Below are 23,780 nucleotides of genomic sequence, written 5' to 3' on the forward strand. Positions count from 1 at the left end.
TCAATCCAGTAAAGAAAGGGTGACAGGCGTCAGGTGATTGTCTTCGACCCGCACTTGCAGCTCGCCGTTGCCGAGTTTGGCTTTCAGGCGCTGACCCGTGTGGGTTTGCTCGGCGCTGCGAATCGCGTTGCCGCGTTCATCCAACAGAATGCTGTAGCCACGGGCAAGGGTTGCAAGAGGGCTGACCACATGCAGCGTCTGCATCTGGCTTTGCAGTTGCAGGCTACGGGATTTCAGACCTTCGCGCATGGCGCGGGGCAGGCGTTCGGCAAAGTTGTCGAGGCGCTGACGAAGCATCGCCAGTTGCCGACCGGGATGTTGCCCGGCGAGCCGGGTTTCCAGACGGATCAGCCGTTCGCGGCGGGTATTGAGGCTGCGTTCGAACGCGCGGCGCATGCGCATGTCCAGGTCATCAAGGCGTTGCGCTTGCTGGCGCAGACGTTCGCCGGGATGACGAAGGCGACGAGACATGCCTTCCAGGCGCAGTCGATCACGCATCAAACGGTCGCGGATGCGCATCACTAGACGACGATGCAGGCTTTCGACCCGACGGACCAGATCGCTGGAATCCGGCGCGAGCAGTTCGGCGGCGGCGGAAGGCGTCGGGGCGCGAACGTCGGCCACGAAGTCGCTGATCGACACGTCGGTTTCATGGCCGACGGCGCTGACAATTGGCGTCACGCAAGCATCCACGGCGCGGGCCACGGCTTCTTCGTTGAAGCACCAGAGGTCTTCCAGCGAACCACCGCCGCGGGCCAGAATCAGCGCGTCGAAACCGCGGGCGTCCGCCAGTTTCAGTGCGCGGACAATCTGCGCGGTGGCTTCGCGACCCTGCACGGCAGTGGGGATCAGCGTCAGCTGCACTTGCGGCGCGCGGCGGCGGAATACGCTGATGATGTCGCGGATCACCGCGCCGGTGGGCGAGCTGATGATGCCGATGCGTTGCGGATGCGCCGGCAGCGGTACTTTGCGCTCGGCACTGAACAGGCCTTCGGCCCTGAGTTTTTCCTTCAGCGCATCGAAGGCCAGACGCAGCGCACCGTCACCGGCCGGCTCCACGGTATCGAGGATCAGCTGATAGTCGCCGCGGCCCTCGAACAGCGAAACCTTGCCGCGGACCTTGACCGCCAGACCATCCTTCAACGCCTGACGCACCCGCGCCGCGTTCTGCCGGAACAGTGCGCAACGCACTTGGGCGCCGCTGTCCTTGAGGGTGAAATACACATGACCGGACGCCGGACGGGCGAGGTTGGAGATTTCGCCTTCAACCCAGATGTTGCTGAACACGTCTTCGAGCAACACCCGCGCGCGGCCGTTGAGCTGGCTGACAGTCAGGACTTCACGGTCCAGGCCGAGTCTTGCAAAGGGATCTTTAATCATGGGGCGCATGATAAAGGCATTCGGCAAACAATCTCCATGAGTCCACGCAAATCCCCTGTGGGAGCGGGTTTGCTCGCGAATGCATTCTGTCATTCACATTGCTATCGACTGATACTCCGCATTCGCGAGTAAGCCCGCTTGTGTCTTGCGCAGGAATTAGACTGAGGATGAGAGCGGTGAATGGCAAGCTGAATGCCCGGAGTGCTTAAAGCACGTGTGGGAGCCCATGCTGCCATTCACCTCTCCACTCTGGTTATTGAGCCCGAACAGTTGAACGAGCCTACCTCGAACATTTACAAGCGTGGTGCCCAGCCAGAGTGCTCTCACCTTTGAGTGTAAGAGGATTCAGCTATGTTTTCCTGCGCAGGCATCGACGTTGCCAAAGATACTCTTGAGGTTCGGATTAACCCGCAAGACGTTGGCGCAAGTTACCTCAATACCGCCAGTGACTTCCTTGCGCTGATTGATTGGTTAAAGCGCTACCAGGTCAACCGCGTATTGCTGGAAGCCACCGGCGGCTATGAGCGAGAGGCCATGAAAGCGCTTCAGGCCGCGGGCTTCGAAGTCTTGCGGATCAACCCTCGTCGCGCCAAGAACTTTGCCAAGGCGATGGGGCAGCACGCTAAAACCGACCCGATAGATGCGCGACTTCTCGCGCAGTTTGCAGAAGTCATAAAGTCGCCAAGCAACCGCATCACCAGCCCTGAACAGGACAATTTGCGTGCGCTGGTACAGCAACGTGAAAACTTTGTTCAGCAGCAAAGCGATGATATTCGGCGCCTCAAAACAGCCTCTGTAGACCGGGTAAAACCCTGTCTGCAGAGGCATATCGACTATTTATGCCAAGCAATAAAGTCGATAGAGAAGTTGATCCGTCAAAGTGCCCAAGACCTGGACAGTGATAAAATAGCCCGTTTGTGCTCGGTCAAGGGAATAGGGCTCGTGACGGCAGCCAGCTTAATGGCCTATTTGCCTGAGCTGGGCGAGGTTGGACGGCACGAGATTGCAGCGCTGGCAGGCATAGCCCCCTACAACGATGACAGCGGCAAGCATGAAGGTCCGCGCCATATTAGCGGCGGCAGGTTTGCTGCGCGTCGCGCGATGTACATGGCGTGCTGGGTGGTGATTCAGCGACAGCCTGAGTTCAAAGCGCGGTATGACGCACTGCGTCGTAAGGGCAAATGCGCAAAAGTAGCGCTCATCGCCTGTATGCGCGTGCTGCTGATACGACTGAACGCCATGATCCGAGACCGAACTGAGTGGAAACAACCCTTGGCCTAAAACGGGTCGCGGTGTTCCTGTAGGGCATCGCATGGCGTAAAGCTGTGGGAATTCAGCTGTCTATCAATATGCCTTCAAAATAAAGATCACCAAGACAGTTGCTCCCACAGGTTTAAAGTCAGCTCCGGGATTCAGGGAAGACATGGAATGAATGTACTTGAGTTGTTGAACCAATGGCCATTCGGCGCTACGGACTGGCTGGTAATCGCGTTGGGCATTGCTCTGGCCTACATCGTGTTCGGTATTGCCGGTTTCGGCACCGCGTTGGTGGCGGGGCCGATTCTGATCCTGTTCATGCCGCTGTCGAAGATCGTGCCGCTGTTGGTGCTGCTGGATTTTGTCGCGGCATTCGGCAATCTGCTGCCTTCGCGGCGGGATGTGGCGAAGCCTGAGTTGTTCCGGCTGCTGCCGTGCATGGCGGTGGGATGCACGCTGGGGGTTATTTTTCTACTGAATCTGAAATCCGATGTGTTGTTGCTGTTGATGGGGCTGTTTATCAGCGCCTATGCGGTTTATAGCCTGTGGGTCAAAACCCGTCCGACGCAATTGTCCGCCGCTTGGGCCGTGCCGATGGGCACGGTGGGCGGCATGTTCGGGGCATTGTTTGGCAGTGGCGGCTTTTTATATGCGATCTACTTGAACAGTCGCCTGCCCAAAGAGGCGGCGCGGGCGACCCAAAGTGCGCTGATCAGTTGCAGCACAGTGGTGCGTTTGAGCCTGTTCGCCATCGCAGGTGTGTATGCCGAGCTACCCTTGTTGATATTGGCGCTGTGTTTGTTGCCGGCCATGGCATTAGGCCTGTGGATCGGTCGGCGGTTGACCATGAGATTGTCTCGCGAGGCGTTCGTGCGGCTGGTGACTTGGTTGGTGCTGGCCAGTGGAATTGCCTTGATCGGGCGTTATTTGAGTACTTGACCTCTGAAGCCGGGTGCTTATGCTGCCGGGCTTCGTTAAAGCGTTGCAGCAGGCCGCACCATGAATTCGCAAAGCATTATTGTCCCGAAAATCTCCACACTGCCGGTGCACGAACCCCGGGCCCGGGCGGTCGTGCGTTGGCTGGTACGCAAGAACATCATTAAAGAAGAGCTGACCACCTGCGGCCGCACCGGCAACCGCATGGCTCATGCCATCGGCGACGGTGCCCGCGCTGTAGTGCTGCATCCTGAAGCGCTGCCGTTCGGCGAACCGATCAATGGCCTGGAGATCATCACCAAGCGCTGCATCTATACGCCGGCCAAGGGTTTTCTTGAAGAGGCGGGCTGCGCCGAGTGCCGCAAGGAAGTCGGCGAAGCGCTGTTCGACAGCCTGGAAGAGTGGATGCCGGGGCGCACCGATATCTTCACCTGTCCGGAATGCGGGCATGAAGATGACATCAACGGCTTTCTTTTCCTGCAGGAATGCGGGTTTTCCAACCTGGGTTTTATCTTCAACAATTGGGCAGAGGCCGGGTTCAAGCAGAGCTTTATCGACGAATTTGCCGATTGGCTTGATCAGCCTGTCAGTTGGGTGAAAGTCGAACTGTAGGAAGCGCCAATCCCCGTATATCAGTAATGCTAATAATAGACAGAGTTTTACATTGAACCCGAGGGGGTGTCTGACTATAATGGCGCGCTTCCATTTTCCCGCTCGGGAGCCCCCGCGATGCTGCGTATCAGCCAAGAAGCTCTGACATTCGACGACATTCTCCTAGTGCCCGGTTATTCCGAGGTGCTTCCTAACGAAGTCAGTCTCAAGACCCGCCTAACCCGTGGCATCGAGCTGAATATTCCTCTGGTTTCTGCCGCCATGGACACCGTCACTGAAGCCCGTCTGGCAATCGCCATGGCTCAGGAAGGTGGCATCGGCATCATCCACAAGAACATGACCATCGAGCAGCAAGCTGCCGAAGTGCGCAAGGTCAAGCGTTACGAAGCCGGCGTGGTCAAGGACCCGATCACCATCGAGGCTGACGCCACGGTTCGTGAACTGTTCGAACTGACCCGCCTGCACAACATTTCCGGCGTTCCCGTGCTGCACGATGGCGACCTGGTCGGTATCGTCACTTCCCGTGACGTGCGCTTCGAAAACCGTCTGGAAGCCACTGTCCGTGAAGTGATGACGCCTAAAGAGCGTCTGGTCACGGTCAAGGAAGGCGCCGACAAGAACGACGTCCGCGAGTTGTTGCACAAAAACCGCATTGAACGCGTGCTGATCGTCGACGACAAATTTGCCCTCAAAGGCATGATGACCGTCAACGACATCGAAAAAGCCAAGGCTTACCCACTGGCCAGCAAGGACGATCAAGGTCGTCTGCGTGTTGGCGCTGCAGTCGGTACCGGTAAAGACACCGGTGATCGCGTCGCTGCCCTGGTCAATGCCGGCGTTGATGTGGTGGTGGTCGACACCGCTCACGGTCATTCCAAAGGTGTGATCGACCGCGTTCGCTGGGTCAAGCAGAACTTCCCTGAAGTGCAGGTCATCGGCGGCAACATCGCCACCGGCGCTGCCGCCAAGGCTTTGGCCGAAGCAGGCGCCGATGCGGTCAAGGTCGGTATCGGCCCTGGCTCGATCTGCACCACCCGTATCGTTGCCGGTGTCGGCGTCCCGCAAATCAGTGCTATCGCCAACGTCGCCGCTGCCCTTGAAGGCACTGGCGTTCCGTTGATCGCCGACGGCGGCATCCGTTTCTCCGGTGACCTGTCCAAGGCCATCGTTGCCGGTGCTTCCTGCGTGATGATGGGCTCGATGTTCGCCGGTACTGAAGAAGCGCCAGGCGAGATCGAATTGTTCCAGGGTCGCTCGTACAAGGCTTACCGCGGCATGGGTTCGCTGGGCGCCATGTCCCAGGCTCAAGGCTCCTCCGACCGCTACTTCCAGGACTCCTCGGCAGGCGCCGAGAAGCTTGTACCGGAAGGGATCGAAGGGCGTGTTCCTTACAAGGGCACCCTGAGCGCCATCATCCATCAACTGATGGGCGGCCTGCGTTCCTCGATGGGTTACACCGGCAGTGCCGACATCGAAGAAATGCGCACCAAGCCTGAGTTCGTGCGGATCACCGGCGCTGGCATGGCCGAGTCCCACGTTCACGACGTACAGATCACCAAAGAAGCGCCAAACTACCGCGTAGGTTGAGCCTTCTAGCAAAAAGTTAAGTAACCGGGGCTGTTTTCAGCCCCGAGTTGTTTCTGATTCTCTTCACCGAACTGCATAGACGAGACTGACCACATGGCCCTCGACATTCACGCTCACCGCATCCTGATCCTCGACTTCGGTTCCCAGTACACCCAGCTGATTGCCCGCCGCGTGCGCGAAATCGGTGTGTACTGCGAACTGCATCCGTTCGACATGGACGACGAAGCGATTCGCGAATTCGCTCCAAAAGGCGTCATTCTCGCTGGTGGCCCCGAGTCCGTGCACGTAGCCGACAGCCCGCGCTGCCCGCAAGCGGTGTTTGACCTGGGCGTACCGGTCTTCGGTATCTGCTACGGCATGCAGACCATGGCTGAACAGCTGGGTGGCAAGGTCGAAGGTTCCGAGCTGCGTGAGTTCGGTTACGCCCGTGTTGACGTGGTCGGCAAGAGCCGCCTGCTCGACGGCATCGAAGACCACATCGACGCCGACGGCCTGTTCGGCCTCGACGTGTGGATGAGCCACGGTGACAAGGTCACCAAGATGCCTCAGGAATTCCACATCCTGGCCAGCACCCCGAGCTGCCCGATCGCCGGCATGTTTGACGACGCTCGTGGCTACTACGGCGTGCAGTTCCACCCGGAAGTGACCCACACCAAGCAGGGCGGTCGCATCCTCTCGCGCTTCATCCTCGACATCTGCGGCTGCGAAGCCTTGTGGACGCCTTCGAAGATTGCTGAAGACGCCATCGCCAACATTCGCGCCCAGGTCGGCACCGACAACGTACTGCTCGGCCTGTCCGGCGGTGTGGACTCCTCGGTGGTTGCCGCGCTGCTGCACAAAGCCATTGGCGACCAGCTGACCTGCGTCTTCGTCGACAACGGCCTGCTGCGTCTGCACGAAGGCGAGCAAGTGATGGCCATGTTCGCCGAGAACATGGGCGTCAAGGTGATCCGCGCCAACGCTGAAGATCAGTTCCTGAACAACCTGGCCGGCGAGTCCGACCCGGAGAAGAAGCGCAAGATCATCGGCCGTACCTTCATCGACGTCTTCGATGCCCAGTCCAACAAACTGGACAACATCAAGTACCTCGCACAAGGCACTATCTACCCGGACGTGATCGAGTCGGCTGGCGCCAAAAGCGGCAAGGCTCACGTCATCAAGTCGCACCACAACGTGGGTGGCCTGCCGGAAGAAATGAACCTCAAGCTGGTTGAACCCCTGCGCGAGCTGTTCAAGGACGAAGTCCGTCGTCTGGGCCTGGAACTCGGCCTGCCGTACGACATGGTCTACCGTCACCCGTTCCCGGGCCCGGGCCTGGGTGTGCGGATCCTCGGTGAAGTGAAGAAGGAATACGCCGACCTGCTGCGTCGCGCCGACCACATCTTCATCGAAGAACTGCGCAAGGCCGACTGGTACCACAAAGTCAGCCAGGCATTCGTGGTGTTCCAGCCGGTGAAATCGGTTGGCGTTGTCGGCGATGGCCGTCGTTACGCCTGGGTAGTTGCCCTGCGTGCCGTTGAAACCATCGACTTCATGACCGCGCGTTGGGCACACCTGCCTTACGAACTGCTGGAAACTGTTTCCGGCCGGATCATCAACGAAATCGAAGGCATCTCCCGCGTTACTTACGACGTGTCGAGCAAGCCGCCAGCGACCATTGAGTGGGAATAATCCCGCGCTAGCCTAGATGGCTTGATCGCAGGTAACCGAAAAGGCCGTGTGAACACTGTTCACTCGGCCTTTTTCGTTTTAGACGCCGGGTAGTCGGACGGGGGTCATGCCCATTCTGTGCAGCGCTGAACTCAAGGTGTCGGGGGTTTGAAAGCGTCGGCCGTTGATCTGCCAGGCATCCCGTTCGACGTAGTACCCCTCTGCATCATGCTTGATGGGTGTTCGAACGAGTTTGCCACGGGTGATGATGCCGTTACTGGTGATGACTCTGTTGGTGAGGGTTCTGCTGCGGTGAACCAGAAAGGGTTCACCGGTACTGGTGCTGAGGGCGTACATGCCCGGCCTGGGCAGGCCATCCTCCAGCCTTTGCGCCAGGATCACGCTTTTCGGCGTCGGGATTTGCAGCAACAAGTCATTTTTGGCAAAACCGGCCGCTTGCCCCGGGCGCGGCTCGTCGGCCACCCCCGGGTCGACCTTGATACCGCCGAGCTCATCCGGGCCCACGCTTTCAATACGCAGCCCGATGCTGCCTTCAAGTTCGCTGACACCCGCTACGCCGGCATAGGTATTGGCGTGGCTGTTCCCGACCAACGCCACCCAGCGATGCGCGCCTCTGGCCGTCTGGTCGGCGCCGATGACTTGGCGGGCGAAGAAATTCATCATTTTTTGCCGAAAATTGATGTTTGCTCCCTGAATGCCAGTGCTGCGGTAACTGGCGAGGCAGTCGATGGCCTGAACGCGAACATGGTTTTTTTGCGCCGTCCTGACCACCTGCTCAAAGGTGAATTGTTCGCTGGGGTCAGTCGAAAAACCTGCATCAAGGTCCTTGAGGTAGCTTTCCAGATCCTCGGACATCACTCCAGTGCGATTGAACACATCCAGGTCAGCCTGATGGAAATCGGTCAGCAGATGCTCCATGTACAGGGTTTTGACCTTTTGTTTGCGCAGCACGCTCATGTTCTCGACCAGAAACTGTTTGCTGCCCACGCTGTCGTGGCTTTCACCGATGACCAGGCTCTGTGACCGCTTGAAAAGGGTCTTGATGATGTCCTGGAGCTTTGCATTCGCGATGAACGATGGAATGGTCGGTCTGGGTGGCAGCGGCGGTTGCGAATAGAAGGTCACGGCGTCGTCGTGCAGCGTTCGGCGCAGTCTTTTGAAGGCTTCCAGCTCATCGTTCGGATTATTGGGATTGACAAAGCCGTCCTTCAAATCCCCCTTCGAGGCCATACCCTTGGCCGCCTGTTTGAGGGCTGGCTTGATGTCCTGCGGAACATCGTATTCAGTCGCCGGGGCATCGAAGTCCGGGAGTGGCGGCTCGGCCCTGGCAAACAGATCGGCAAACTTGCCCCCGCCTACCAGGCCGGGACGCGTGAGGGGCACCCATTCACCCATGTCATTCAGGCGTACCGGTATGTTGCGGTAAAAGGAGTAAGGATTGACCGGGTCAATGATTGCCCAGGTTTTCAGTTCGTTGCTGTAACGCACCAGGTAGAAACTGTCACCGATGGCAATGTAATTACCGCCTGTCTCAGGCTGATAGATACCTTGAAACTTGCCTTCGGCGTTGATTGGGGAATAGCCATCGAGAATTTCATTGGTTTCAAAAGGAGCCAATATGTCGGAATCGCTTGGGCGGGGTGCAATGGCTTCGACGGGGGGATGCACTGTTATGCCCGACTCTCCTGGATCTTCCTCGGCCGTGAGTACCTCCTCGGCTTCTTCTGTTTCCGCTGCTTCTGCGAATTCGGCCGCCCCTCGTAAAAATGGCAAGTTGAACAGCACGTCCACGCTACCGAGAATGGCACCTGTGACGGCTGCCTTGCGTTCCGCAGGGGTAGTAGCGTTGATGGCCTGGTCGATGTGAAGCCCGACATTGGCAATGCCCGCGCCAATGACAACCAGCGCTGCCGGCCAAGCAAGGGCGGCCATCGGTCCAAAGGTGTGGTTGAAGGTATTGAGATAGCCTATCCACAGTTTTTTCCTGATCTCGCCGTTGGAGTGCAGCAGGTAATTGGCGTCGCTGAGCATGCGCTCATGAGTGGACCGGTTCAGATGGGTGAACGCATCACCGGCAATTCTCTCGCCACGGTAGTGGAGCAAATGATGGTCCGCGGCTGCATATTCGCCGGGCAATACGTCATAGGTGTGGGTGAGGCCGATATTTTCGGTTTCCGTCTCCTCAAACGCATGAACGATCAAACCAATGCCGGTGAAGTTGGCCAGTTTGTGCCCCAGCGAAGTCGGCTTTTCCTGAAGGACATCCCGCTCTTCCTGTTTGAAGTGCATGAGCATGCGTTCGCGGCCTTCAGCGTCCTTGACCTCATTGACCAGCCATTCGTGCAGCTCCTCGACCTTGTTAAAGCAGTGAAATCCTCTGGGTTCGCCCGGAATGTAGAGAATGTTCAGGTCACTGTCGTCAGTGATGCTGAGGATGTCCGTCGACACGAAGTGGTCAATGCAAAACTTGCGAATCGATAAACCGCTGCCCGCTGACGCCTCGTCCAGCAGCATTTGCCCGGTGAGCGGCCTGCTTACATTACCGACGACAGCCCTGAGCACCGTGGTGAAGTGTTCTCGGGTCAAGTGACCCTTCTCGTAGTCTTCAATGGCTTTGGCAATGAACGTGCACTTGGCCAGCGCACGGAAGATGTCGCTGTGCTTTTCCCAGAACGTCGCGATGGCCGTTTTGTAACGGTCAGCGAAATTGATATCCCAGAAGGTTTTCAACACATCCCTGGCATGCAGGCGAATCTCGTTGGTTTCATCGTAGTTTCCGGCATTGCCGTCGGCACGGTAGAAACCGCTGTCAACGTCCAGCAGGTCCCCGTTGTCCTGGTCGTGGACACTGAAACGCTGCATGACCAGTTGCGGGAAGGTCATCGACTCCCTGGGTGTTTCAAACACATGCTGCCAGCCGGTAAAGGTCTTCGAGCTGCTTTGAGCGGCATTAAACCGATGCCAGTAGACCTTGTCGGGTTCGATATCCGTGATGTTGTGCTGGACGAGAATGTCCTTGGCGACCTGATACGCCATGGCGTGCAGGTCGGGGCAATCGGCAACGAGATCAGTGATCAGGGCCTGGAGGGCCAACACATCTGCAGCGTCGGGCAGGGTGATTTTTTGAGCATCGTCCATGATGTTTTCCTTGAGAGGTGGTTGGGGCGCTCACTATCTCAAGGGGCATCGGTGCCATCTGTAAGCTACTGGGTATCTGGTGATGGTCTGTTGCTGATAGAAGAAGTAGGGCATGACGAAGGTCTGAGTCAGGCTCAGCGCCGTGCAATGTCAGAAAAGTAAAACTTGTCCAGGGTGTGCCGCGACTCGGTGTATTCGAACTGCCGTCCGTCCTGCAAAAACGTCTGGTTGCTGACCACGATCACATGGCTCTGGCCGTCGAGGTCCAGGTGTTGCTGGTCGTCCTTGCTCCGGGGCACTGCTTCGATGGTGCGCTGGGCGTAGGCGATTTGCAGTTGCAAGGTCTGCTCGATGAAGGCGTAGATCGAGTGCTCGGCGATGTCTCGGGACAGGCCGGGAATCACGTCGCTGACGAAATGGTTGATGTCGAGGATCACGCGTTTGCCGTCGATCCGCCGCACTCGCTTGATCCGTGTGATCAGGCTGCCTTCTTCGGCCTTGATGTGTTCAAGCAAGGGGCCTTCGAGGGGGATTTGAGTGAACTCGACCACTTCGGTGCTGACGTCATTGCCCAGGCGCGGGTAGGTCTCCTGGAAGCTGACGATGCCGCCCAACTGGAATTCGATCGGGTTGGTCGACAGGACGAACGTGCCTTTGCCGTGGACCTTCTGAGCGAAACCGCGCTCCTGAAGTTGCTCGATGGCCTTGCGCACGGTGCCGCGACTGGCCTGGTAGCTGTCCATCAGTTCGGTTTCGGAAGGCAACCGGGCGCCGCGTTCCAGACGTTCGGTCGTGATGCTGGCAAGCAGATCGCTGTAGATCTGGTTGTATTTACTCATGGGGATGGCTCTGTACGGCGCTGTGCTCAAGGTTTCGAACCTTAAGGGCAGGGTAGGGGTTTGTCCATGCGGCGTTAGGTTTCTTTGACTTTTGAGGTAGGAAATGTCGCCGCCGGTCGGGTTCAGGATAAACAAAATCAAACTCGTCTGTACGAGTTGTTGCTTTAACTCGTACAGACGAGTACTTTTCGTTTCGGCGTGCTGCCAATAACAAAAAACTACAGCGGAAGAACAAGCATGAGCCACGACTACCCGAACATCGCCAGCGAGCTGCTGCAAAGCCTCGGTGGCAGCGACAACCTCGAGCAGGCCGCGCACTGCGTCACCCGCCTGCGCCTGGCCCTAAAGGACCCGAGCCTGGTCGACAGCGCCACGCTGAACCAGATTGATCTGGTCAAAGGTTCGTTCTTCACCGGTGGCCTGTTTCAGGTGGTTATCGGCCCTGGCGAGGTTGAAAAGGTCTACGCCGAACTGCGCCGTCAAACCGGTCTCGCGGCTTCAACCATCGCCGACGTTAAACAAAAAAGCGCCGACAAGATCAACGCGATGCAGCGCCTGGTGCGGGTGTTTTCCGACGTCTTCATGCCAATCCTCCCGGCGTTGATCATTGCCGGCCTGCTGATGGGCATCAACAACCTGATTGGCGCCAAGGGCATGTTCATCGAGGGCCAGACCCTGCTCGACGCCTATCCGAAGCTTGACGGGCTCTGGAGTCTGATCAACCTCATGGCCAATACCTCGTTTGTGTTCCTCCCGGCGCTGGTGGGCTGGTCGGCGGCCAAACGGTTTGGCGGCAGCGAAATCCTCGGCATCGTGCTCGGCCTGATGCTCGTTCACCCTGATTTGCTCAATGCCTGGAACTATGGCAAAGCGGTGGCCGGGCTGGATGGGCAGAGCCTGCCCTACTTCGACATCCTCGGGTTGTTCCAGATCGAGAAGGTTGGCTATCAAGGACAGATCTTGCCGATCCTGCTGGCGGCCTATGTGATGAGCGTCATCGAAAAATGGCTGCGGGCGCGGGTGCCGAACGCGATTCAATTGCTGGTCGTACCGATCACCACCATTGTCGTCACCGGCGTGCTGGCGCTGGCAGTGATCGGCCCGGTGACCCGGCATCTGGGGATTCTCATCACCGAAGGTGTGGTCATGCTGTTCGACCTGGCGCCGATGGTCGGCGGTGCGATTTTCGGTCTGCTCTACGCGCCGCTGGTGATCACCGGCATGCACCACATGTTCCTCGCGGTCGACTTGCAGTTGATCTCTACACAGGGCGGCACCTTTATCTGGCCGATGATCGTCATGTCCAACCTCGCTCAGGGCAGTGCGGCACTGGCGGTGTTCTACATGACCCGCAATGTGCGAGACAAAAGCATGGCATCGACCTCGGCGATTTCCGCGTACTTCGGCATCACCGAACCGGCCATGTTCGGGGTCAACCTGCGCTACAAATTTCCGTTTTACGCAGCCCTGATCGGTTCGGCCATGGGTTGCATCTTCCTGTCGCTGAACAAGGTCCAGGCCTCGGCGATCGGCGTCGGCGGCTTGCCCGGTTTTATCTCGATCATTCCGCAGTTCATTCCGATATTCGTGATCGGGATGGTCATTGCCATGGTCGTGCCGTTTGTTCTGACCTGCGGGTTGAGCATGAAGATTGTTCGGCCTGGGTATCGGGTTGCCTGACGGTCGCCACATCAATTTGTTGAAGGAATCCCGCCATGCAAGACTGGCAACGTTCGGTGATCTACCAGATCTACCCGAAGAGTTTTCACAGCCACGCCGGCAACCCCACGGGTGATTTGCTTGGCGTTGTGGCTAAACTCGATTACCTGCACTGGCTGGGTGTCGATTGCCTGTGGATCACGCCGTTCCTGCGCTCACCCCAGCGCGACAATGGCTACGACATCAGCGATTACTACGCCATCGACCCGAGCTACGGGACCATGGCCGATTGCGAGTTATTGATCGCCGAGGCCGGCAAGCGCGGGATCAAGCTGATGCTCGATATCGTGGTCAACCACACTTCCATCGAGCACACCTGGTTCCAGCAGGCCCGCAGCAGCCTCGACAACCCATACCGCGATTTCTACATCTGGCGCGACCAGCCGAACAACTGGGAATCCAAGTTCGGTGGCTCGGCATGGGAGTACGAAGCCCAGACCGGTCAGTATTTCCTGCACCTGTTCGACCACACTCAGGCCGACCTGAACTGGGACAATCCCAAGGTGCGTGCCGAAGTCTTCAAGATGATGCGTTTCTGGCGCGACAAGGGCGTAGGCGGGTTCCGTCTGGACGTGATCAACCTGATCTCCAAGCCGGCGGACTTCCCCGAGGACAACACCGACGGTCGACGCTTCTACACCGATGGCCCGAACGTGCATGAGTACTTGCAGCAAATGCACCGTGAAGTCTTCGAAGGCCATGACCTGATCAACGTCGGCGAGATGTCTTCCACCAGCCTGGAACACTGCATTCGTTACTCGCGGCCAGAGTCGAAAGAGCTGTCGATGACCTTCAATTTCCATCACCTGAAGGTCGATTACCCGAACCTGCAGAAGTGGATTCGTGCCGATTTCGATTTCCTCGAACTCAAGCGCATTCTCTCCGACTGGCAAACCGGCATGCAGGCCGGCGGTGGCTGGAATGCGTTGTTCTGGTGTAACCACGACCAGCCAAGGGTGGTCTCGCGTTTTGGTCATGACGGCGAATATCGCGTGCTCTCGGCGAAGATGCTCGGCACGGCGCTGCATTTCCTCCAGGGCACGCCGTTTGTGTATCAGGGCGAGGAGTTGGGCATGACCAATCCGGGTTTCGATCACATCGATCAGTACCGCGATGTCGAGACGCTGAACATCTTCCGGCTCAAGCGCGAGGCGGGTGCGAGCGACGCCGACAACATGGCGGCGATCATGCAGAAGTCCCGGGACAACGGCCGTACGCCGATGCACTGGAATGCCGAGCCCAACGCGGGTTTCAGCGCTGGTGAACCGTGGATCGGTGTGCCGGCCAACGCCACGCAGATCAACGTTGCCGCCCAACTCGATGACCCGGATTCGGTGCTTCATCACTACCGCCAACTGATCGCTCTGCGCCGCAGTGAAGCGTTGATGTCCGACGGCGTTTACCGGCAACTGTTGCCCGAGCACACGCAAATCTGGGCGTACGTGCGTGAGGGCAATGGCGAACGGTTACTGGTGTTGAACAACTTCTACGGCACAACCTGTGAAGTCGTATTGCCGAATGAAGTGATCAGCGAGGCGATGACGCAGCGGTTGGTGATCAGCAACTACCCGGACTGTCCGCCGCGTAATCGGCAGGTGTTTTTACGGCCCTTTGAGTCGTTCGTTCTGCACCTGACCAACCACTAAAAAACACTGTTTTAAAACAACACGCAGAACGCTGCGCGGGGGAGTTTTGCGCGCCGATTTTGCCGCTGAACACAATAAAAATAATGGGGTGGTTCTTGAAAACAACAATAAATCGCAGTCTTGCGGCCGCGAGCGTATGCCTGGTTTTGCCTCTTTCGGCCCAGGCGCTGGAGTTCGCCGGTTACTTGCGCAGCGGCGTCGGGACCTCGGTCAACAGCGGTAAACAGCAGTGTTTCCAACTGCCGGGTGCGCAGACCAAATACCGCTTGGGCAACGAGTGTGAGCAGTACGCGGAGCTGGAACTACGACAGGATTTGTACACGCTGGATGACGGTTCGGTGCTGAGCGTCGATGGCATGGCGTCGCTGTATAACCAGTACGACAAGGACCTGACGTTCAACGGTGACAATGGCTCGGTGCGCTTGCCGCAGGCGTACGTGCAATGGTCGAACATGCCCAGCCTCAACGGCGGTTCGCTGTGGGCCGGTCGGCGTTACTACAAACGGAACGATATTCACATTTCCGACTTCTACTATTGGAACCAGAGCGCCACCGGCGGCGGTATCGAGGACGTGCTGATCGGCGATCTGAAATACAGCTATGCCTTCTCGCGCAAGGACAACCTGTACCAGAAGGACTACATCAACCGTCACGACTTCAACGTCGCTGGTTTCAACACCAACCCCGGCGGTGAACTGGAGTTTGGCCTGAGTTACATCGACAAACCCGACAGCCGCGATGCTCACCGTGGCTGGGCGATCACCACCCAGCATGTGCAGAAAGGTTTTCTGGGCGGCAAGAACAAACTGGCTTTCCAGTACGGCGAAGGTCCCGGCACCGGGTTGGGTTATACCGGTAACGTAAAGCTGGACGACAGCAACAAAAGTTACCGGGTGGTGGAGTTCTTCGACTGGCAGGTGACGCCGCGATTTGGCGGGCAAGTCGAGGCGGTTTACCAGAAAGACATTCGCCCGGACGGCGCTGACCAGAACTGGATTTCCCTGGGCGTTCGCCCGGCCTATGCGATCACCGAGCAGTTCAAACTGGTGACCGAACTGGGTCACGATCAGGTCGAAGCCACGGGCGGCACGCGCAAGCTGAGCAAGTTCACCTTCGCCCCGACCTGGTCGCCCAAAGGTCCGGAATTCTGGGCGCGCCCCGAGGTGCGTCTGTATTACACCTATGCCAGCTGGAACGAGGCGGCCAAACGGGCGGCCAATGAACTGGCGCAGGGTTCGGCATTGTCCGACACCGGCGCCTTTGGCACGGCGCGACACGGTTCGAATGTCGGATTGCAGGTCGAGTACTGGTGGAAATAAGCGATGCTGTCGGAGCCTCGCGCTCCATCGGCACTTCAAAGAACAAAACAGCAGGTGACGTCATGGCCACACCCCAACAATTGCAACTGCACGCGCCCCTGTCCGGCGTATTGATGCCACTGGACTTCGTGCCCGATCCGGTGTTTTCCAGCCGCGTGATCGGCGATGGCCTGTGCATCGATCCGACTTCAACGACGTTGTGCGCGCCGCTGGCAGGGGTTGTCAGCAATGTGCAGGCCAGCGGGCATGCGATCAGCATCACCGGCGAAAATGGCGTGCAGGTGTTGATGCACATTGGCCTCGACACGGTGAACCTGGCCGGGAAGGGGTTCACGCGGTTGGTGGAGGAGGGCGAGCAGGTTGACGTTGGGCAGTCGCTGATCGAGTTCGATGCCGATTACATCGCCTTGCATGCGCGCAGTTTGTTGACTTTGATGCTGGTGGTCAGTGCCGAGCCCTTCACTTGGCTGGTACCTGAAACGGGTCTGGTGGACAGCGGCCAACCGTTGTTGGGTTTGAATACGGCCGATCAGATGACGGATGAAGTGGTGCCGGAGGAGGGCGAGGCGCTGTTCTCCAAACCGGTGACGCTGGCCAACCCGAACGGCTTGCACGCCCGCCCGGCGGCGGTGTTCGCTCAGGCCGCCAAGAGGTTTTCAGCGAGTATTTTCCTGCATAAACAGCAGGTCAGCGTGAACGCGAAATCCCTGGTGGCGATCATGACGTTGCAGACCGCTCACGGTGACGTTGTGCAAGTCAGCGCGGCCGGCCCGGATGCTGAAGCGGCGATCAAGACGCTGGCCGAGCTGCTGCTGACTGGATGCGGTGAAGCGGTGGCGGCCTCGGCGCAGGTGCAGGTGCAGGCGGATGCGATTGCGGCTTTATCGCTGACGGTGTTGCGTGGGGTTTGCGCATCGGCCGGATCGGCGTTTGGCCAAGTGGTGCAGATAGCCGAACAACACCTGGAAGTGAATGAACTCGGCGCCACACCGCAGGTTGAACGCGATCATCTGTCCCGCGGCTTGGCCGAGGCGCAGGTGGCCCTGCAACAGTTGCGTGACAACGCCATTGGCAGCGCGCAGGCAGACATCTTCAAGGCTCACCAGGAATTGCTCGAAGACCCGGGTTTGTTGGAAGTGGCTCACGTGCTGATCGACGAAGGCAAAAGTGCCGGGTTCGCCTGGCGCGCGGCCACCGAGTCGGCGGCAACCTTGTTCAAAAGCCTGGGCAATGCCTTGCTGGCGGAGCGGGCGGCGGATCTGGCCGATGTCGGCCAGCGAGTGCTCAAGCTGATCCTCGGCATACAGGATCAGGCGATGGAGCTGCCTGAGGGGGCGATCCTGATCGCCGAACAACTGACGCCGTCACAGACCGCCGGGCTCGATACCCGCAAGGTACTGGGGTTCGCCACGGTCGGTGGCGGCGCTACCAGCCACGTCGCGATTCTCGCTCGGGCGTCCGGATTACCGGCGATCTGCGGGTTGCCCGTTCAGGTGCTGGCGCTGGTCAATGGCACTCAAGTATTGCTCGACGCCGACAAGGGCGAGCTGCATCTGGCCCCGGACCTGGCAGCCATCGAGCAGCTGCAAGCCAATCGTCAGCGCCAGCAGAAGCGCCATCAACATGAGTTGGCGCACGCTGCGCTGGCGGCTTGTACCCGCGATGGTCACCACTTTGAAGTGACGGCCAACATCGCCTCGCTGGCTGAAGCGGAGCAGGCCATGGCACTGGGAGGCGAGGGCGTCGGATTGCTGCGTTCGGAGTTTCTTTATCTGGATCGCAATCATGCGCCGAGCCATGACGAACAGGCATCCACCTACAGCGCCATCGCCCGCGCCTTGGGGCCGGCGCGCAATCTGGTGGTGCGGACTTTGGATGTCGGCGGCGACAAACCGTTGGCCTACGTGCTGATGGACAGCGAAACCAACCCGTTCCTCGGCATGCGCGGAATTCGTTTGTGCCTGGAGCGCCCGCAGCTGTTACGCGACCAGTTCAAGGCGATCCTGAGCAGCGCCGGGCTGGCCCGTCTGCACATCATGTTGCCCATGGTCACGCAGCTATCGGAGTTGCGACGGGCCCGGCAGTTGCTTGAGGAAGAGGCGCTGTCATTGGGGCTCACTGACCTGCCGAAACTGGGGATCATGATCGAAGTGCCGGCAGCAGCCCTGATGGCCGATCTGTTTGCGCCCGAGGTGGATTTCTTCTCGATCGGCACCAACGACCTGACCCAATACACCCTGGCCATGGATCGCGATCATCCGCGCCTGGCCAGTCAGGCCGACAGCTTTCATCCGTCGGTGCTGCGTTTGATTGCCAGCACCGTGAAGGCTGCCCACGCCCATGGCAAATGGGTCGGCGTGTGTGGCGCCATGGCGTCCGAGACGCTGGCGGTGCCGCTGCTGCTGGGATTGGGGGTGGATGAACTGTCGGTGAGCGTGCCGTTGATTCCGGCGATCAAAGCGGCGGTTCGCGAAGTGGATCTGGTGGACTGCCAGGCCATCGCCCAGCAGGTGCTGGGGCTGGAAAGCGCCGAGCAAGTGCGCGAGGCGTTGCGGCTGTATCACGAGGCGACGGTCGATACTTCACGGGTACTGGAGAACTGAGCATGTTCGAGAAAATGCAGCGGGCGTTCTGGAAAGCGTTGACTCCGGACCTGATCGTGGATGAGCCGAAAGTGGTTGCTCAGCCTGTTTCTGGTCTGGCCCCGGAAATCGTCGCCGCACTGGGCGGAATGGATAACCTCAAGTCGCAGCAGCCGGTGGCACTGACCCGGGTTCGGGTGAAGTTGCGGGATGTTGGGCGGATGGATCGGCAGGCTTTAAATATGGCAGGTGTACCTGGAGTCATGGTGCTGGACGAAGGCGTTGTGCATTTGTTGATGGGGTTGGTGGTCGCCGGACGTTAGTTGATCAGCTTCAAGAACCACCCCTCACCCCAGCCCTCTCCCCAACGGGGAGAGGGGGAAAGGGAGCTGATCTTCATGGTTTTCAAGCCTGAGTTCGACTCGATTTCTCAGGTCGATGTAGCTCAAGAACAACTCGGTCAGTCCCCTCTACCCCCTAGGGAGAGGGTTAGGGTGAGGGGTGGCCTTTGAACTTGTCCCAGAACGCCGCGCCGCCCTTACTGTTTCTCAACCGCAGGTGTATCGTATTCGCCTTTTACAGGCCCCAGGCCTGTCGCTGATACGTGAGGTAGTTGAGTTCATGTCCTTTACCCGTCGCCAAATCCTCGGAGGCCTGGCCGGTCTTGTTGTCGTTGGTGTTGGAGCGGGGGGCGCGTCGCGGTACTGGTTGGGCAAGATGGCCGACGCCGACGCGGGCCACGACTACGAGCTGATCGCCGCACCGCTGGACGTTGAACTGGTGGCCGGGCACAAGACCGAAGCCTGGGCCTTCGGCCCGTCGGCGCCGGGCACCGAGTTGCGCGTGCGTCAGGGCGAATGGCTGCGGGTACGTTTCATCAACCACCTGCCGGTGGCGACCACCATTCACTGGCACGGCATCCGCCTCCCGCTGGAAATGGACGGGGTGCCCTACGTCTCGCAGCTTCCAGTGCTGCCAGGCGAATATTTCGACTACAAATTCCGCGTGCCCGACGCCGGCAGCTACTGGTATCACCCGCATGTGAACAGCAGCGAAGAACTCGGACGCGGGCTGGTCGGCCCGTTGATCATCGAAGAGCGCGAGCCTACCGGCTTCAAGTACGAAAAGACTTTGAGCCTCAAGAGCTGGCACGTCGATGAAGAGGGCGCTTTTGTTGCGTTCAGCATTCCTCGCGAAGCGGCCCGTGGTGGCACGGCCGGGCGCTTGTCGACCATCAATGGCGTCGCGCAAGCGGTGATCGAATTGCCCGCCGGGCAAATCACCCGGGTGCGCCTGCTCAACCTCGATAACACCCTGACTTACCGCCTCAATATTCCAGGCGTCGAAGCGCAGATCTACGCGCTGGACGGTAACCCCATCGAACCGCGCCCGTTGGGCAAGGAATACTGGCTTGGCCCGGGCATGCGTATCTGCCTGGCGATCAAGGCACCGCCGGCCGGTGAAGAGCTGTCCCTGCGCAACGGCCCGGTACGACTGGGCACGTTCCGTTCGGTGGCGAACACCGATACACCGACCGAATGGCCACCCGCGCTGCCCGCCAACCCGGTGGCCGAGCCGGACCTGGCCAATGCCGAGAAACTCAACTTCAATTTCGAATGGGTAGGCTCAGTGTCGGTGAACGTCGACAGTGGCAAGCCGCCGAGCCTGTGGCAGATCAACGGCAAGGCCTGGGACATTACCGACAAGACTTGCGCCGACCGCCCGATTGCCAAGCTCGAGAAGGGCAAGAGCTACATTTTCGAATTGAAGAACATGACTCAGTATCAACACCCGATTCATCTGCACGGCATGAGCTTCAAGGTGATTGCGTCGAACCGGCACAAGGTCATACCGTACTTCACTGACACCTACTTGCTTGGCAAGAACGAGCGCGCGCAAGTCGCGCTGGTGGCGGATAACCCAGGGATCTGGATGTTCCACTGCCATGTGATCGACCACATGGAAACCGGCCTGATGGCCGCCATCGAGGTGGCGTGATGCGTCAGATACGTCCTGCAGTAATCATCGACCGCAGCCGTGACCGTGACTTCATGCGCGAAGCCCTGGCCCTGGCCGCCCAAGGCGCAGCCCTGGGTGAAGTGCCGGTGGGCGCGGTGCTGGTTCAGGACGGTGAAATCATTGGCCGGGGTTTCAATTGCCCGATCAGCGGTAATGATCCGAGCGCCCATGCCGAGATGGTCGCGATCCGCGCTGCCGCGTTGGCGGCCAGCAACTATCGTCTGCCCGGCAGCACGCTCTACGTGACGCTTGAGCCGTGCAGCATGTGCGCCGGGCTGATCGTGCATTCGCGGATTGCGCGGGTGGTGTACGGGGCGCTGGAGCCGAAGGCCGGGATTGTGCAGAGCCAGGGGCAGTTTTTTACCCAGGGATTTTTGAATCACCGGGTGCTGTATGAGGGCGGGGTGTTGGCTGAGGAATGCGGGGCGGTGTTGAGCGAGTTCTTCAAGGCCCGACGCGCAAAGCCTTCAGACTAGATACAAAACCAATGTGGGAGCGAGCCTGCTCGCGATAGCGATCTGTCATTCAACCTCATCGTTGACTGTCAGGCCTTCATCGCGAGCAGGCTCGCTCCCACAGGTTTCTTCGGTGTTTGGGGGACTGTGACGCTACTTACGGGCGACGATCACGGCGCGCATCGGCGCCGGCAGCCCTTCAACCGTCTTGCTGTGATCTTCCGGATCAAGGAAATCGCTCAGCGACTGATACTTCATCCACTCTGTCCCGCGCTGTTCCTCGACCGTCGTCACGCTCACGTCCACACAGCGAACATCCGTGAACCCGGCCCGGCGTAGCCACAGCTCCAGCGCCGGTACTGACGGCAGGAACCACACGTTACGCATCTGCGCATAACGGTCTTCCGGCACCAATACCTGTTGCTGATCACCTTCAATCACCAGGGTCTCCAGCACCAACTCGCCGCCTTTGACCAGGCAATCCTTCAGCGCCAGCAAATGCTCGACCGGCGAGCGGCGGTGATAGAACACCCCCATGGAAAACACCGTGTCGAAGCCTTCCATGTTCGGCGGCAGGTCTTCGAACGGGAACGGCAGGTGCCAGGCATTGGGTTCGGACAGGTAACGCTGCACCGCCTGGAACTGACAGAAGAACAGCCAGTTCGGGTCGACACCAATCACGCTATCGGCCCCGGCGCCGAGCATGCGCCACATGTAGTAGCCATTGCCGCAGCCGACATCGAGGATGCGTTTACCCTTCAGATCCAGATGCGGTGCAACCCGCGACCACTTCCAGTCCGAACGCCATTCAGTATCGACGTGCACACCAAACAAATCGAACGGCCCTTTGCGCCACGGTGACAGTCCCATCAGCGCGATGCGCATTTGCGCACGGGTTTCGTCGTCGCAATCGGTGTCCAGCGTCAGGCCGTTAAGCAGATCGACTTCGCTCGGCTGAATCTTCGGTAAAGCGTCCAGCGCACTCTGCCAGCGCTCCAGATCGCCGTGACCCTTTTCCATTTTCTTGTCGAGCTGACGCTGCAGGGTGTTGGCCCAGTCGGCCAGCGGTGTGCCGGCCAGACGGCGGGCGAGGGGGGACAGATCAATCATGGCAAGGCAATCAACGAGGCAAAGTTAAGACACTGGAACCACGGCACGACTTTCGAGAACCCGGCGGCCAACAGGCGCTCACGGTGTTCTTCGAGGCTGTCGGGCTTCATGACGTTTTCGATGGCGCTGCGCTTTTGGGCGATCTCGAGTTCGCTGTAGCCGTTGGCGCGTTTGAACGCGACGTGCAGGTCAGTGAGCAGCGCATGTTCTTCAAGGTCGTTGAAGCGCAGCTTCTCCGACAGAATCAGCGCGCCACCGGGCAACAGCGATTGGTGGATACGCGAGAGCAACGCTGTGCGTTGCTCCGGGGCGATGAATTGCAAGGTGAAGTTCAGCGCCACCACCGAGGCTGGCTGGAATTCGAGGGCCAGGATGTCGCCTTCGATCACTTCCACCGGCAGCAGCTCCTGGAACATCGAGTCCTGACCATTGAGGTACTCGCGGCAGCGTTCAACCATCGCCGCCGAGTTATCCACAGCGATGACACGGCAGCCGTCAGTGCGCACATGGCGACGTAGCGCCTGCGTCACGGCGCCCAAGGACGAGCCGAGGTCGTAGAGCACGCTGTTGGGCTGGGCGAACTGCGCGGCGAGTACGCCGAGGTTTTCAACGATGGTCGGATAACCCGGCACCGAGCGCTTGATCATGTCCGGGAACACCCGCACCACGTCCTCGTTAAAGGCGAAGTCAGGCACCTGGGCCAAAGGCTGGGCGAAAAGGCGATCGGGTTCTTTGCTCACGGCGGTTCCAGCGGCATAAGTGGAAAAGGCCGGCATTTTAGCCAAATTGACGGGGGGATGCGCGGGTTGTCTGATAAACCGTGGGGGATTTGCGAAGGGGGCAGATGGGGATTTGGCTGCAGAGAGCATGTGGAAAAGACAAATGAATGACCAAGTCGAGAAGCAAGACTTGGTCATTTATTGTTTAGAGCGAGATCATCTAGGACGCATGAAAACATTGAGTTCGGCTTTGCCAGCGATGTGCAGCTCTTCGGTCCTGTTGTCTTTGCCTTTAAAGTCAAAGTTGATGAGGTAGCGCAATGCCTCGGAGTTGTTCTGGACTACTTCGACGGTAATAGTGCCGCTTTCGGGTTTGTATTGGTAAGCCGTCGTAAAGTCGGCGTTAGCTCCATTTTCATAATAAAAAAATGTCTCAAATGGAAAGTTTGAGTCTTTGGGTGAATAGGTGTCGGACTGAATGTCACTTGGGAAAACAAACATCATCCCTTTTTTGGAATCGTTAAAGCCGTTTTCATAGCTTCGACCGATATAAGCAATCAAATTGCTGTTAGTGTCTTTGTCGAACTGGATGTTTTGAGTATGAAACTTTACGCGGTTTGAAACCTTGGCTTCAATATCGCAGTTGACGCTGACAAAGGGGTCTAAAGAAAGTGTCGAATTTTTGCTTTTAAAAAGACTCATGATTTTCTTCCTTGGTTTACGCTCGTGGTTGGATAACGCCACTGGGAGAGTAAGTGGGTTAGAAAATCTGAGCTACTGTCAGATCTGAC

At 58.7% G+C, this 23,780-nt stretch carries 18 protein-coding genes; 12 read left to right on the forward strand and 6 right to left on the reverse strand.

Annotation, left to right across the window (positions count from 1 at the left end; translation table 11 throughout):
• Positions 1–1,380, reverse strand: coding sequence for an exodeoxyribonuclease VII large subunit (gene xseA, locus QFW87_RS05345; RefSeq protein ID WP_283189986.1), 1,380 nt, complete (start codon positions 1,378–1,380; stop codon positions 1–3).
• A gap of 351 nt (positions 1,381–1,731) precedes the next feature.
• Here xseA and QFW87_RS05350 point away from each other — a divergent pair, with 351 nt between their 5' ends.
• The 5 genes from QFW87_RS05350 (at position 1,732) to guaA (ending at position 7,443) form a co-directional block, all read left to right on the forward strand.
• Positions 1,732–2,661: a transposase gene (locus QFW87_RS05350; protein WP_283188224.1), complete on the forward strand. Its 930-nt coding sequence runs from the start codon at positions 1,732–1,734 to the stop codon at positions 2,659–2,661.
• Positions 2,662–2,808: 147 nt separating this feature from the next.
• On the forward strand, positions 2,809–3,576 hold the full coding sequence (locus QFW87_RS05355; RefSeq protein ID WP_283189987.1) for a sulfite exporter TauE/SafE family protein: 768 nt from the start codon (positions 2,809–2,811) through the stop codon (positions 3,574–3,576).
• A gap of 60 nt (positions 3,577–3,636) precedes the next feature.
• Positions 3,637–4,185, forward strand: coding sequence for a sugar ABC transporter ATPase (locus QFW87_RS05360; RefSeq protein WP_283189988.1), 549 nt, complete (start codon positions 3,637–3,639; stop codon positions 4,183–4,185).
• Positions 4,186–4,302: 117 nt separating this feature from the next.
• The gene (gene guaB, locus QFW87_RS05365; RefSeq protein WP_053123503.1) at positions 4,303–5,772 is read left to right on the forward strand and encodes an IMP dehydrogenase; all 1,470 of its coding nucleotides are present in this window, start codon (positions 4,303–4,305) and stop codon (positions 5,770–5,772) included.
• Between the two features lie 93 nt (positions 5,773–5,865).
• Complete coding sequence (gene guaA, locus QFW87_RS05370) at positions 5,866–7,443, forward strand: glutamine-hydrolyzing GMP synthase (protein ID WP_054045341.1); 1,578 nt, start codon at positions 5,866–5,868, stop codon at positions 7,441–7,443.
• A 78-nt stretch (positions 7,444–7,521) separates the two neighbouring features.
• On the opposite strand, the gene QFW87_RS05375 is transcribed toward guaA, so the two are convergent.
• On the reverse strand, positions 7,522–10,581 hold the full coding sequence (locus QFW87_RS05375) for a membrane-targeted effector domain-containing toxin (protein ID WP_349294104.1): 3,060 nt from the start codon (positions 10,579–10,581) through the stop codon (positions 7,522–7,524).
• Positions 10,582–10,715: 134 nt separating this feature from the next.
• Positions 10,716–11,420, reverse strand: coding sequence for a trehalose operon repressor (gene treR, locus QFW87_RS05385; protein ID WP_283189991.1), 705 nt, complete (start codon positions 11,418–11,420; stop codon positions 10,716–10,718).
• A gap of 237 nt (positions 11,421–11,657) precedes the next feature.
• Here treR and treP point away from each other — a divergent pair, with 237 nt between their 5' ends.
• The 7 genes from treP (at position 11,658) to tadA (ending at position 21,181) form a co-directional block, all read left to right on the forward strand.
• The gene (gene treP, locus QFW87_RS05390; protein ID WP_283189992.1) at positions 11,658–13,100 is read left to right on the forward strand and encodes a PTS system trehalose-specific EIIBC component; all 1,443 of its coding nucleotides are present in this window, start codon (positions 11,658–11,660) and stop codon (positions 13,098–13,100) included.
• A gap of 35 nt (positions 13,101–13,135) precedes the next feature.
• Complete coding sequence (treC, locus tag QFW87_RS05395; RefSeq protein WP_283183105.1) at positions 13,136–14,785, forward strand: alpha,alpha-phosphotrehalase; 1,650 nt, start codon at positions 13,136–13,138, stop codon at positions 14,783–14,785.
• Positions 14,786–14,880: 95 nt separating this feature from the next.
• Positions 14,881–16,104, forward strand: coding sequence for a carbohydrate porin (locus QFW87_RS05400; protein ID WP_283189993.1), 1,224 nt, complete (start codon positions 14,881–14,883; stop codon positions 16,102–16,104).
• 62 nt (positions 16,105–16,166) lie between these two features.
• On the forward strand, positions 16,167–18,707 hold the full coding sequence (gene ptsP, locus QFW87_RS05405; protein ID WP_283189994.1) for a phosphoenolpyruvate--protein phosphotransferase: 2,541 nt from the start codon (positions 16,167–16,169) through the stop codon (positions 18,705–18,707).
• A 2-nt stretch (positions 18,708–18,709) separates the two neighbouring features.
• Positions 18,710–19,009, forward strand: a complete 300-nt coding sequence (locus QFW87_RS05410; protein WP_283183108.1) for a PTS transporter subunit EIIB — start codon at positions 18,710–18,712, stop codon at positions 19,007–19,009.
• A 298-nt stretch (positions 19,010–19,307) separates the two neighbouring features.
• Complete coding sequence (locus tag QFW87_RS05415; protein WP_283189995.1) at positions 19,308–20,684, forward strand: multicopper oxidase family protein; 1,377 nt, start codon at positions 19,308–19,310, stop codon at positions 20,682–20,684.
• Positions 20,684–21,181, forward strand: coding sequence for a tRNA adenosine(34) deaminase TadA (tadA, locus tag QFW87_RS05420; RefSeq protein ID WP_150633813.1), 498 nt, complete (start codon positions 20,684–20,686; stop codon positions 21,179–21,181). The genes QFW87_RS05415 and tadA overlap by 1 nt, the downstream gene beginning before the upstream one ends.
• 132 nt (positions 21,182–21,313) lie before the next feature.
• On the opposite strand, the gene cmoB is transcribed toward tadA, so the two are convergent.
• From cmoB to QFW87_RS05435, 3 genes are all read right to left on the reverse strand, one after another.
• Positions 21,314–22,270, reverse strand: coding sequence for a tRNA 5-methoxyuridine(34)/uridine 5-oxyacetic acid(34) synthase CmoB (gene cmoB / locus QFW87_RS05425; RefSeq protein WP_283189996.1), 957 nt, complete (start codon positions 22,268–22,270; stop codon positions 21,314–21,316).
• A complete protein-coding gene (cmoA, locus tag QFW87_RS05430) occupies positions 22,267–23,046 on the reverse strand; it encodes a carboxy-S-adenosyl-L-methionine synthase CmoA (protein WP_223432750.1) in 780 nt (259 codons plus the stop codon). The genes cmoB and cmoA overlap by 4 nt, the downstream gene beginning before the upstream one ends.
• A gap of 159 nt (positions 23,047–23,205) precedes the next feature.
• On the reverse strand, positions 23,206–23,691 hold the full coding sequence (locus QFW87_RS05435; RefSeq protein WP_283183112.1) for a hypothetical protein: 486 nt from the start codon (positions 23,689–23,691) through the stop codon (positions 23,206–23,208).
• Between the last annotated feature and the right edge of the window lie 89 nt (positions 23,692–23,780).

This window comes from Pseudomonas sp. PMCC200344 (assembly GCF_030053095.1).
GTDB classification, from domain to species: Bacteria; Pseudomonadota; Gammaproteobacteria; order Pseudomonadales; family Pseudomonadaceae; genus Aquipseudomonas; species Aquipseudomonas svalbardensis.